The sequence below is a fragment of the Alteromonas sp. KUL49 genome, assembly GCF_006538345.1.
Lineage (GTDB): Bacteria > Pseudomonadota > Gammaproteobacteria > Enterobacterales > Alteromonadaceae > Alteromonas.
In genome coordinates this window covers 173,162-186,212 of record NZ_BJKL01000004.1, presented here as the reverse complement: position 1 = coordinate 186,212, position 13,051 = coordinate 173,162, and the positions used below count along the sequence as shown (strand labels likewise).

8 protein-coding genes and 1 pseudogene are annotated in these 13,051 nt (G+C 43.5%); 3 read left to right on the top strand and 6 right to left on the bottom strand.

The annotated features are described in order from the left end of the window. Positions 1 to 54 precede the first annotated feature (54 nt). On the bottom strand, positions 55 to 1,386 hold the full coding sequence (locus EYS00_RS08690; protein WP_130636163.1) for an NCS2 family permease: 1,332 nt from the start codon (positions 1,384 to 1,386) through the stop codon (positions 55 to 57). A gap of 237 nt (positions 1,387 to 1,623) precedes the next feature. On the opposite strand from EYS00_RS08690, the gene EYS00_RS08685 reads away from it, so the two are divergent. Further along, positions 1,624 to 2,640 (top strand): adenosine deaminase, encoded by a 1,017-nt coding sequence (locus tag EYS00_RS08685; protein ID WP_130636162.1) that lies wholly within the window; start codon positions 1,624 to 1,626, stop codon positions 2,638 to 2,640. A gap of 4 nt (positions 2,641 to 2,644) precedes the next feature. Here the strand turns inward: EYS00_RS08685 and EYS00_RS08680 are convergent, their stop codons facing one another. Continuing rightward, positions 2,645 to 2,998 (bottom strand): Hpt domain-containing protein, encoded by a 354-nt coding sequence (locus tag EYS00_RS08680; protein WP_130636161.1) that lies wholly within the window; start codon positions 2,996 to 2,998, stop codon positions 2,645 to 2,647. A gap of 204 nt (positions 2,999 to 3,202) precedes the next feature. On the opposite strand from EYS00_RS08680, the gene EYS00_RS08675 reads away from it, so the two are divergent. Both EYS00_RS08675 and EYS00_RS08670 read left to right on the top strand, forming a co-directional pair. After that, positions 3,203 to 4,120 carry a diguanylate cyclase gene (locus tag EYS00_RS08675; protein ID WP_130636160.1) on the top strand — a complete coding sequence of 306 codons (918 nt, stop codon included), beginning with the start codon at positions 3,203 to 3,205 and terminating at the stop codon, positions 4,118 to 4,120. Positions 4,121 to 4,232: 112 nt separating this feature from the next. After that, a complete protein-coding gene (locus EYS00_RS08670; protein WP_130636159.1) occupies positions 4,233 to 6,257 on the top strand; it encodes a hybrid sensor histidine kinase/response regulator in 2,025 nt (674 codons plus the stop codon). Between the two features lie 22 nt (positions 6,258 to 6,279). Here EYS00_RS08670 and EYS00_RS08665 read toward each other — a convergent pair whose 3' ends face one another. The 4 genes and pseudogenes from EYS00_RS08665 to EYS00_RS08650 form a co-directional block, all read right to left on the bottom strand. Then, positions 6,280 to 7,347 carry a purine nucleoside permease gene (locus tag EYS00_RS08665; RefSeq protein ID WP_130636158.1) on the bottom strand — a complete coding sequence of 356 codons (1,068 nt, stop codon included), beginning with the start codon at positions 7,345 to 7,347 and terminating at the stop codon, positions 6,280 to 6,282. Positions 7,348 to 7,420: 73 nt separating this feature from the next. Then, positions 7,421 to 9,844, bottom strand: a complete 2,424-nt coding sequence (locus EYS00_RS08660) for a TonB-dependent siderophore receptor (RefSeq protein ID WP_130636157.1) — start codon at positions 9,842 to 9,844, stop codon at positions 7,421 to 7,423. Positions 9,845 to 10,072: 228 nt separating this feature from the next. Continuing rightward, positions 10,073 to 11,447: pseudogene (locus tag EYS00_RS21165) on the bottom strand (uracil-xanthine permease family protein). 15 nt (positions 11,448 to 11,462) lie between these two features. Continuing rightward, positions 11,463 to 12,914 (bottom strand): adenosine deaminase, encoded by a 1,452-nt coding sequence (locus tag EYS00_RS08650; RefSeq protein WP_130636156.1) that lies wholly within the window; start codon positions 12,912 to 12,914, stop codon positions 11,463 to 11,465. Between the last annotated feature and the right edge of the window lie 137 nt (positions 12,915 to 13,051).

Below are 13,051 nucleotides of genomic sequence, written 5' to 3'. Positions count from 1 at the left end.
AACGGATGCTAAACAACGAAAAGCGGTGCCCAGTTCGGCACCGCTTTTTTGTATCTACTTCAAGTCGAATACGTAGCGCAATACAAAAACCAGTGCTAGGAAGTAGGTGAGTTTGCTCACTTCTTTAAACTTGCCCATCCCCATTTTTACACCAACAAAGGTAATAAAGCCAAGGGCGATCCCCTCGCTGATACTGAACGTTAGTGGCATGGCTAAAAGTGCAACCGATGCCGTTGCTAGCGCGCCCATATCGTCAAAATCCAGTTGACGAATTGATTCCATCATGAGGATCCCCACCATGATTAACGCTGGTGTGGTTGCCATCAAAGGGATAACTTTCATCAGTGGGGTGAGAAACAAGGCAAGTAGGAAGCTAAGTGCCACCACAATTGCGGTTAAGCCCGTTCTTCCGCCTGTTGCAGCGCCCGTTGCAGACTCTACATAGCTGGTTACAGGTGAGGTACCCAAGGTTGCACCGACCACACTGGCCGTTGCGTCAGCGGTCATGGCAGAACCTATTTTAGGCAGTTTCCCGTCTTTATTTAATAGATTTGCTCGACGTGATACGCCAATCAAAGTACCAATGGTATCGAACATGTTAACGAACATCAGAGCGAAGATTAGATCCCATGTTTGCGCAAAGTTTTCAATGGGATACCAAATATCCATTGCGAAAAAAGTACTCGTAATAGGCTCAGGTAAACCAACAATGGCGTCTGGCGTTTGAGTTAACATTCCATTTTCGGTGGGGACAAAAGCGCCAATCAGGGTAAGTAGTACAATCGACATCAAAATACCGCCATTGATGTTTTTAGCAACCACTACCACGGTAAACAACACGCCAAGTAACGCCAACATAACTGCGGGATCAGACAAGTCACCTAAAGAAACAAAGGTTGCTGGATTATCTACGACAAGGCCGGCATTTTTTAAGCCGATAAAGGCGATAAATAAACCAATACCACATTGAACACCAATCTTTAGGGAAGGTGGGATGGATTCGGCGATTTTAGTTCTGACACCGGTTAGCGAAAGTAATAGGAAGAGTATACCGTTCCAAAACACTATGCCTAATGCTGCCTCCCAATGAATCTCCCGCGACATGCAAATAGTGAATGCAAAGAACGCATTAAGTCCCATTCCCGGCGCTAGTGCAATAGGGTAGTTGGTCATAAAAGCCATGAGTAACGTACCCAGACAAGCCGCGAGCGCTGTGACAGTAATCAACCCCTCAACGGGCATACCACTTAACCCTAGAATACTGGGATTAACGACTAAGATGTACGACATTGCTGCGAAGGTCGTTAGTCCCGCCACTACTTCTTTTTTAATTGTTGTACCGTGAGCCTGCAATTTAAACAGGCGATCAAAAAGTGTGTTCGACATGGAAAGTTCTCTGTTTCAGCGTCATTTATAGTTATTCGCGTAGAACAAGCAATTTTCTGACCATTTGGTCAGTTTGTGGCTCAATATATGCTATGTTTTACATAACTAGACACACAAGGTGTTGAATAGGGGTACAATCCTAGTAAAAATGGAATCGGCTAACTGCCAAAGATATTCCCTTTCGCACCAAATTGTCGCAATATGCTTATGCGTGGTGCAATATTACGAGGTACAGCCATGTCACTAACAACACTCATTCATCAGATTCCCAAAGCAGAATTGCACCTTCACATAGAGGGTACACTTACGCCGGAACTCATGTGGTGTCTAGCAGAAAAACATGGTATCACACTGCCTTATAAAAGCGTTGAAGAAATACGCCAAGCCTATTTATTTGAAGATCTTCAGAGTTTTCTCGACTTGTATTATGCAGGTGCTGATGTGCTCCGAGATGAAGATGACTTTTTTGAGTTAATGTGGGCGTATTTGGAACGGTGTCATGAACAAAATATAGTTCACGCTGAAGTGATGTTCGATCCTCAAACCCATCTTCATCGTGGGATTGAGTTTGATGTATTTATATCGGGTTTCACCCGTGCCATTAATAAAGCAAAAGATGAATTTGGCCTTTCGGTATATCTAATATTATCTTTTTTGCGTCATCTGCCAGAAAGCGATGCTATCGAGACGCTTCGAATTGCACGGCCTTACTTGGATAAAGTACACGCGTTTGGTTTAGACAGCTCTGAGCTTGGTCATCCGCCTGCAAAGTTTGAGCGCGTTTTCAATCAAGTCAAAGAACTTGGCTTCAAAATTGTCGCACATGCCGGTGAAGAAGGTCCTCCAAGTTATATTTGGGAAGCGATTGAGCTTCTCAATGTTGACCGAGTTGATCATGGAGTTCGTTGCCAAGAAGACGAAGCCTTATTGGATTACCTTAAAGAACATCAAATCCCCTTAACTGTTTGCCCACTCAGTAATCTAAAATTGTGTGTGGTAGATGACATGAAACAGCACAACATAAAATGGCTTCTCGAACGGGGTTTAAGAGTGACGGTAAATTCAGACGATCCAACCTATTTTGGTGGATTTTTGAATGAGAACTATGTGGCGATTGTTGATGCGTTAGATATCAATGCGCAGCAGTTAAAGCAGCTAGTGATAAACAGTGTATTGAGTAGCTTTTTACCTGAGGATGAGAAGCGGACGATAATGAGCGCGATTGAAGACGTTTATTCGCAACATTGCAACTAGAGCGCTAGTTGGTCATCGCTTCGATGGTTTGTGTAATGATAGATTCAAAGTTCTTCTTTTGTTGAATGATTTCCTCCAGTACACCTAATTTGGCAAGCTGTTCAAATTCAGAAGCTTTGAAGCGCAACGCATTCGCACCAACATCGGCGGCTATACCTTTTATGGCATGACTCACAAAAGCTACTTGGTTGGCATCCATTGATTTCAGGGACATGGAAAATTCATTGAGTTTTTCGTCAATCTGATTCAAAAAGAGTTCGACTATTTTATTGAGGAGCACTTCATTGCCACCAAGTCGTCGTAATGCTTCGTCTTTTACCCAAAGAGCGTTTGGGTCTAGTGCATTACTACTATCCATGAGTTTTTCTCCCGCAAATTTGCCAATGCGTTCTACCTTACTACGAACTATAGTCAGGATTTAATTTTTATGACATTCAATCTACTAACACTATCAAATTCTTAATAAATTATACTTATTTGGGTTTGGTGTTATGCTTAGGTTAACGTTTTTAATTCATTCGCGGAAATATGCATCAGTTACCACTAGATAGGCTATCTATTTATGCAGCTAGATATTAAGCCATTCGTTTCATGCAAAGTCCTTATAGTGGATGATGAGCCGTTAAGCCGCTTGTTACTCTCGACTATATTGGAGCCCATTGTTGAGTGTATTACAGCAAGCACTGGTAGTGAGGCCATTGGCATCTGTGAATCAGTGCAGCCTGATTTGATTTTGCTCGATATGAATATGCCAGATATGGACGGATTGAGTGTTTGCCGAACTCTCAAAGCGAATGAAAGCACCGCTAATATCCCTGTCATGTTTGTTACCAGTACCATTGACGTAGAAACTGAAAACGATTGTTGGGAGGTTGGGGCGTGTGATTTTGTGATGAAGCCGGTCACGGCCTCTACGCTTATTCACAGAGTTAAAAACCATTTACAGAGCAAGTTGAGAACGGAATTGCTAGAGAAAATGACGTTCCATGACCAACTGACTGGTTTGTATAATCGACTTTACCTTAGTAACGAAATTCCACTTTTGATAAAGCAAGTGGCACGAGACAACGGCGCAATTGGCGTCATAATGCTCGATATTGATTTCTTTAAGCTTTTTAACGACAAATACGGACATGTTGAGGGCGATAGTTGCTTACAGCAGGTGGCTCAGGCAATTGCAGAAAATGTTAAGCGACCCAAAGATGCTGCCATTCGCTATGGTGGTGAAGAATTTATGGTAGTACTCCCTTACACGGATTTAGAAGGCGTTGAAAAAATTGCCTTGGATATCCAAGCCTCTCTCGCGGTTAAAGATATCGATCATTATGCAGGTATCGGCAATAAGGTAACGTTAAGTGCGGGATTCGCGGTAATGGATGCCAATGATATTCGAGAGACAGGCATTGTTACTTTGATTGAAGCTGCGGATGCGCATTTGTTTGCTTCGAAAGAGAACGGCAAGAATCAAGTCAATGGGTAGTTTTGTATCCCGTTAGCCGTTCGAATATTTTTGTTTTAGTGGATACGCACTATGCTTTGTTTATTGCGCAGTTTTTTTTGAATTAGATTCATTAGTTTTTGGTCCTCAACGAATGGTCATACAATCTGACAACCTGGATGTTATTAGTGCTGTACCTATCTCTGCAGGATTGCTAGAGGCAATTTCGTTAACCAAGCACCGTTTGTCGGCTGAGCGAGGTTTAGTACTGTATTTTTCCTCAACCAAAGCTCGCATTATTCTTGATACTAATGATAGCCATAGTAGCGACAAACCCACTCTTGACTTCTCACGCGTTTATGATGCTAAGTTCAGCTGCAAACTCTCTACAATAGAATGTCCTAGCGATACATCACACTTCCCAAATGAATTAAATGTTTGGTTTGAAAACCATTTCAATGCCAAAAAAGTGATGCTCGTCTCTACACAACGCGTCAATGAAGGAAGCCTTATTTTTGTATTGCTGGGTGAAGCGGTCTCTTACTCACAAGGAGAGCATTGTACAGCACTGGAGTTGTTAGTTCCTTGGATACGCAGTGAGCTAATCAACCATATAGAGCGCGCGAAATTTGAAAAACAGCGTAAGCTTTTCGATAAAATGCAGGTCGTTGCCAATATAGGTACGTGGGAAGTTGATGTAGTCAACGATAAGCTGAGTTGGTCATCTCAAACCAAAGTGATTCATGAAGTTGAACAAGACTTCGAACCACAGTTGTCTACTGCAATTAATTTCTATAAGGAAGGATACTCTAGAGACAAGATCACTGAAATCGTCTCTACAGCCATTCAAGAAGGGACACCATGGACAACAACACTAGAATTGGTTACCGCCAAGGGAAATACTGTTTGGGTTGAGTCAAACGGTATGGTTGACATAGTAGACGGGCAGTGCGTTCGACTGTTTGGTACCTTTCAAAACATACACAAAACAGAAACTCAGCGGCTTGAGCTTGCTAAAAGTAAACATGAGTTAGAATCAGCGTTTAAAGAGCGTGGTGTGCTGCTGTCTAGAATTAGTCACGAGTTGAGAACGCCACTTAACGGTATCACTGGTATGTTACAAGCGCTGAAAACTGAACAGCGTGAAAGAGTACGGGAACGAAAAACCGAGTTTGCGCTTCAGAGCGCCGACAGGTTGCTCGACCTTGTTAATGATGTTCTTGATTATACGGATATATCCGACGGGCATTTCGAGCTTGAATTCAGTGATTTCTCTTTGTCATCTCTGATAGATGAGCTAAGTGCCGTATTTGAAGCAGCATGTGAGGGTAAAGGAATTGGGTTTACTGTGACTCACAATCTGGTAGAAACCGACTACTTTTACAGTGACCCAGCTCGGATAGAGCAAATTTTTACTAATCTGCTGAGTAATGCCGTTAAATTTACGGAAAAGGGGCGTGTTACCCTAAACCTAGCGTTGGATAAGTCTGAATCTGGTGAGACGTTAATTGCAACCGTGGATGATACAGGTGCAGGAATAAGCCAAGATATAAAAGAAAATATTTTTATGCCCTTCTTGAATGCTGATGATATGGCCTCTGAAAAAGATAGCGGCACGGGGCTAGGTCTTTCCATTGTCAAACAGCTTATCGACAAATTTGAGGGAACGATTGAAGTCAATTCCGAAGAAGGCGAGGGGGCAACTTTTGGTGTATCCATTCCGCTAACTCGTTCCGATATTACTACCGCTGTCCTCTCGGGAGAGGACACCTTGCCTTCTAAGTTGTTAGACACACCACTGTCGATTCTCGTAGTTGACGACAACGACATTAACCGAGTTGTGCTAATGTCTATGCTTGAAAAATACAATTACCAAGCTGACGAGGCGGAGAACGGAGAGGTCGCTATCGCTCGAGCTAGAGATAATACGTACGACATTATTTTTATGGATTGTGCAATGCCAGTCTTAGATGGCGTAGGTGCTACAAAAGTAATTTTAAAAGAGGGGTTGCTGTCTAAATGGGGTTGTGTCGTGGCAGTGACTGCAAATACATCGCCTGAAGACAGAGCTGCATGCAGTGACGCCGGCATGCGTTCGTTTTTAGCTAAACCAATCGCGCAAAAAGAAGTCACCGGCGTACTGCGTTGGGTGCTGCAGAATAAAAGCCAAGATAATTAATAATTTCCTGGCTTAGGGCAGTCTAATTAGAAGGTAGGTTGTCCCTTGTTGTGTCCCAATGTGCGACGATATAGTTAACTATTGGAGAACCTACAGTATATGCGGCTGAAATCGCTGAATCTAAGCCAGCATAACCACTCCCAGAACTCTCGTTTTCAAGGTTTTGTGCTGCCGTTATTCCTGGCGGAGGTTGCGTAAAATTACTTGCAGTGCGCAAAATCATAACGCGACTAAGATCAACTTTGTTGGCGTTTGCCAAATAGGTGAGTGATTGTAGCGTTGCTGTATCTTCCATACCCGATGTTACAAAATTGCCTTTGCTATTGGTCCAGTAGCTCACCCAATCATTGGCCCATTCGGTGAGCAATTCGCCGTGCCAGAAGGTAGATGCTGCTAAGTGGTCGCCCATTATTACCTTGGGCTTAGCCAGTGCATTTGGAAAACCCTTGTATTGCTTGGTTAATTCGAACATGGCATCCGTGCTAGATAGCGCTATATCTTTTGTGAGGTCGTAAGCCCACGCAGATAGGGCCGAATTTAAGACATATACCTCACCATTCGGAGAGTTTGTCGGGTTGACTTTATCGCTATTTGGGTAAGGTGACGTGGTGAACAATGGAAAGTAACCTGTATTCCAATCATCTGGAATTTCTCGTCCATCAATTTCATGAGCCAGGTCGCCATCGACAACATAGTCAGTCCACACTGCCGTTCCAAGAGTTCCGTCCATAGGGTCTATTCCTGCAATACCAGCGACTAGCCAGTATGCATTAGTAAGATCGAAACGAGGGTCGAGTCCTAATGCCATTATCGCAGCAGCTGCACGGGCTATTCCCATCCCCGTTACTACTCCGAGCACGCCTGTATCTTCATTCACAAATATATCGTGATGACCGTGTTGTACTGGGTATCTCGAATCTAACTTCTGACCCGCTTTCCACAGCTGAAATTCACCTGCTCTGTCGCCTTCATCTTCACCAATTTCAAACATGTTCACCACAACCACTTTTATTTCTAGCGGCTGGGTGCTGGTTGCGAAAACTACGTTTGAAATCAGTATAAGTAGAAGGAATGTCAGTACTTTTTTCATGTTGCACCTACTTAAATAAAAAAAGGCAAATCTGCAGGTGCAGACTTGCCTTTATTATCAACAATAATCAGTTTTAGAACTTGTAGCTAAACTTCGCATTCCAGTGGCGAGGAAGCTCTGGAAGCACGATTTGGCTACCGAACAAGTCAGGGAAGTTAGAACGGAAGTAACGCTCGTCTGTAAGGTTTTTAACAGTTAGGTTAACTGACCAATCTTCAGCTTGATAAGAAAGACCTGCGTTAACTAGCGTATATGCAGGAAGTTCTACTGCGTTTGAGAAACCAGAGGTTGTTGAATCCGCATCTACAACGCTTACGTTAGCAGCATAGCCATTTTGGAAATCGTACGTTGCGGTTAAGCTGTAAATATTCTCTGGAACACCGGCTTTACGTGCAGATGGGTTAGAATCTGCTAGTTGAATGTTACCAATTGCAGAGCCACCATATAACATCCAAGGTTCAACTCCTGGAATATCTTCTGCACCAAAGAAACTAAACTGAACGCCATTTGCTTGAGCAGTTAAGTTCTCTACCGTGCTGTTGGTATAGCCCGCAGTAAGTAGTAAGTTATCGTTAACTACCCAACGTAGCTCAACCTCAACACCTTCATTCACAGTAGTGTTGTTTGTTACTGTGTTTTGTGCACTAAAGTCAGTTCTCTCTTGGTCGTATACAGACAGTGCGAAGTAAAGGGTGTCTTCAAGGAAAGAACCTTTCACACCGTACTCGGTTAACTTCGATGCCGCAAAAGCAGAGTCAGACAGTACCTGACCAACACCGATTTCTGCACCTTGACCAGCAACGATCGTAGCCTGCTCAGCTTTTGTAAAATATGGAATCAGACCAATTGGTGTTTTGTATGAAATACTGGTATTCCATGATATGCCATCAACAGTATCGCTTGCTTCAACGTCTTCAGCTGGAACTGGATCCGGGTCAAAAACACGTGTTCTTACGTTAATCTTTTCACCAACTGTTTTGCTCTCGATATCTATAGAGTCATAACGAACACCAAGCACTAGGTTAAGACCAAAGTCCCAAGTGATGTCTGTCATGAGTGCAGCACCAAGGTTTAGGTAATTACCCACGTCATAGTTGTCGAAGTTTTGTCCTTCACGAGTTGCCAATAGACGGCGATCTAGCGCGGTTGATGGTCCCGTAAGGTCACGACGGTCAAAGTATTCGTTAGCAAAATCGTCGCCGTGAACAAAATCGGTGTAACGAATCGACGGTGAAAATTGAACTTGAGCAATCATGCTGTTAGTTTCATATTCATTTGCGAAGATGAGTTTATCTTCGAAGACCCAGCTGTCATGGAACTGAGAGAAACCATAAGCGTTTTCGTTTAGGTTTTCATAACCCTCATAAAACATCTGGTTTTTGATTTCCCAGCCACCGTCAGAAAAGTAAATCAGATCGAAGTAAAGTGTAGTAACTTCGTTTTGAAGAGTATCGTCTGGGGCTACAAGCACTTGGTTACCGCGAAGCGTGGTTGTGCCAGGGTTATCCAGCGCCATCGTATCGCTCAATGCAGTTGGGTCAACAGTACCTGGACCAGCAAAGAAGAATGGGTTGATAAGGTGGGCAACCGCATCGTATTCACGGTGAGAAATTGAACCATCACCATCAGTATCAAGAGGTTTTGCGGTTCCAGTGGTATAAGTACCATTATCAATGAGGTCTTGTGTTAAGCGGTTCCAACCTGCTACCTGGTTACCATCGTAATCGTGATACATACCACCAAATTCAGCGCGTAAGTTATCAGTGATGTCAACGTCGAAAGCTGCTTGAAGAATCGTTTGGTCAGTAGCTGTGTTGTCGTAATAGCTATCAGAGTTTTCTAATTCTGCATACAAGTAGTAGCCAAATTCTTTCTCAGATAGTTTGCCAGGCCCACCCACTTCTGCAGTAAGCACACTTTTATCCCACGATCCCGTGGTATAGGAAAATGCGCCTGTAGGTGCATCTAGGTATTGACCACCACTTGCACGTGCTGATTTGGGGTTAAAGTTTAGGTAACCACCAATTTTAGATGGGCCGTAAATAGGAGAAGCGGGTCCGCGAACGATATCGATTCGACTAGACGCACCGATAGGCGTTGGGTAGTTACCCGGGTTGTCGAGACGTCTCACGCCACGGAAGTAAGTTTCACCCGGTGTACCACGTACATCAAGTGATCCAGCAACGCCGAAGAATGATTGTGTAAATGTACCTGGTGCGAATGCTACAAGCTCGTCGATGTCTGATACGTTGAATCGTTCCATTTGCTCTTGAGAGATCGTAGATGCAGAACGAGGAGTTTCTAAGATGGATTTACCAAAACCGAATACTGATTCAACGTCCTGACCAGGTAAGCTGCCCAGAGAGCCGGTGACTTCAATTTTTTCAACTTCTTCTTCGCTAATCTCTTGAGCGAGAGCTACGGTAGGCGCGCTCAAAGCCAATCCGAGCGCTAGCGCTTTGGCTAACGGGTTTAAGTTAAATGGGTTATTTCTCATGGTTTCCTCGTTATTTTTGTTGCCACAAGGGGCTTTATGTCGCTAAATGTGTACTTGCTGTTTGTCAGTAAAGCACGATGGATGCCAATTCTTGTCCAGCTGGTCAACAATTGGTCATTGTGTAAAGTATTGAATTTATTGGTATTGTGATTTCCATTTTTGTAAATGCCTCTATTAAAAATTAACAACCAAGTTACAAGTTGATTCTGTTGCTCTTTTTTGGTGCTTCTAATGCTCTTTATTGGTGCAATGCTCTGGTTTGGTTCGCTTGGATTCAAGTGATCTTCCAGGCAATGTTAAATCAAGAAATATGGCTGTTAGTCCGGCTGATGTTACTGGCGAACTTAAGATATTTTTAAGCCATGTTGGGAGTTGCGATAGTGCATCTGGTACCATCATTACACCAATACACATGCCTAGTGAGCATGCTGTTAGTAAACTACTCCGTCGGTCTAAGGCGTAGCTGGTAAGTAGCTTTAAACCACCGACTGCTACCATGGCGAACATGACTAACGTCGCGCCGCCTAAGACAGGCTTCGGAATGGTTTGTAGAACCGCGCCCACATGAGGGAAAAAGCCCACAAACACGAACATTCCTGCGACAAAAAAACCAACTTTTCTGCTAGCGATCCCGGTAAGTTGTATCACGCCATTATTTTGTCCAAATGTGGTGTTGGGAAAGGTGTTGAAACAACCAGCAATCAAAGAGTTAACCCCATCACCAAGTATTCCACCTCGTATGCGCTCTAAATAGATTGGACCTTCAACAGGCTCTTTACAAAAACTGGCTATTTGCCGTTAGGTCGCCAGCAGTTTCAATAGCGCTGAACAGGTAGATGAGAGCAACAGGAACAAACAGGGATACATCAAAATCGATACCGTAAGAAAATGGTGCTGGTAAGGAAAAAACGGGTGTTGTAGCAAGGTGTTTGAGATCAATGCCTCCGTTTAACAGTACATAGAAGTAGCCCAAAATCATACCAATGAAAATAGATGATAGGCGTACCCAATGGTTTGTACTGGCGTTTAAAAACACGATGATGATGAGTACACATGCGCCCAATATTAGGTTGCTCGAATTGCCAAAATCACTGGCATTGAATCCGCCCGCAAGATCGGTCATTCCCACATTAATGAGCGAAAGCCCAATGGCGGTAATAACAATGCCAGTGGTGAGCGGTGTAATAATTCGGCGTAAATATTGGACGAAAAAACTAAACACAATTTCAATGGAGGCCCCAGCAATAGTGAGCCCAAACAGCATAGCCAGAACCTCTTCATCACTTCCCCCTTGCTGGCGCACATGTGCACCAGCGAGGATAAGCGCACTGATGAAGGCAAAGCTGGTACCTTGTATTGCCACTAAGCCACTACCAACTTTATAGATGCGTTTGGTTTGAATAAATGTACCAATACCGGTAACCATCAACGCCATGCTAATGAGAAAAGCAGTATGCGCCAGAAGGTCTAAGGAAGCAGTGATGATAAGAGTGGGGGTAATCACTCCAACAAAACTTGCCAACATATGTTGAAAAGCGGCTGCTAAACAGGCCGGTGTGGCAGGTTTGTCGTTGAGTCCGTAGATGAGTTCGTTTTTAGTCATTACTGGTGTATTCACTTATTCACACACTGCCGGTTCGTACCCGCAAATGAATTGCCCAAGATAAGTGCCTGAGTTTCGTTGCGGAATTTCGCCGGATTGAATCTGCGCTACAAAGTCACTCATGTTTTTCTCCAGTGCTTCAAGTTGCTTCGCTTTATCTGAAGGGCTCAAAAAGCTATAAGAAATACTGTTCTTTACCAGTATCAATAGTTCATCCCAACTAAGGTTAAAGTGTGTGACGGCAATGAAGAATTCGTCTGAGAGAGTAGAGTCCCACATTCCTCTATCGTCTGTTGACAGGGCAACGGGTATACCCAGTCTTAGGTATTCTGGAAACGGGTGCTGATTAAAGTTATCGACATATTCCAATAGCAAGTTTGAGATTAAGTTAGATTCAATAAGATAAGGACCATTGCGCATAAGCAGCAGTGTTTCAGGATCGGTTATGGTGTTAAAGCCATGACCGATTCTATCTGCACCAATGAGCAACGTGTCGCGCACATGATAATTTGGCTCGTCTGACTCTCCAGCATGAATCGCCAGTGGGATACGCGGATAACGTTTACGCATTTCACGTAACGTTGATAAGAACCTAAGTGGATACCCTTTGTCATTATCCTCTCTGCCTACCATATTGATTCCAACGTATCGCTGGCGTTGTGTATCTACAAACTCATACATCCAAGCGAGTTGTTGTTCGGCGTTAGGCAGGAAGCGAAGTAGGGCGTATTGAAATCTCACCTCTACTTGAGTTTCTAATGCTTCTTCACTATTCAATAGTGCTTCGTATACCGCGAGTGCTTCCTCTGGCGTGTACGGGGTGCCGTCACTATGAGTAGCTCGCTGTAAATTAACCTGGGTCTCAAGGTACTGAACGTTTTCTTGAGCATAAGCTTGCATATTTTTTAGCAGTATATTCGCCATGAGAGTGGGGTTTGCTGTCATCTCTCCTAAGCGTCGCCAATGACGTTCAAAGAACTCATCTCGGCCTTCATGGGGTTTATCCAAACGAATACTGTTTTGAAATGCCGCTATTTGCTCAGCCGTTAACCTGTCTAACCTTTTGTATTCTGACTTTTGACAATCACTCAGAGCGTCCCACGTATGGCCTGAAACCGTATGAAACATCATGTATTGCGGTGTTGGACCGAATTCATTACTGCCATAACCTTCGCAATGTGAAAACGACACTTTGGTGTAGTAGTGATAACCGCCGTTTTTGTTTGGGTCAGAGGCTAATTCAAACCACCACTCGCTCAATCCAGCACCCGATAAATGATGGTGAAGGTCGCCGCCTTTAGGCATAGCAACAAGAAAACTATGCATGGCTTTCGCATCGGCATTTTGCTTGAAAGCTCTAAACCAGGAGTTCATTGAAAAAGCATCGGAGGTGCTATTACTCTGCGCACTCAAATCGATGGATAGGGTCAATGCTAAAATAGCGATGCCAAGAGTTATCAAACGCATAATCAGTTAGGCCTAAAAATTAGTTCTTAACTGGATAGCAATTATCTGACCAATTGGTCATGCTTTTGTGTGTCTATAACTCTATGATTATTAATTGGTTATTTTTGTATGTATAGAAAATTAAAGTTTTCTAGTAT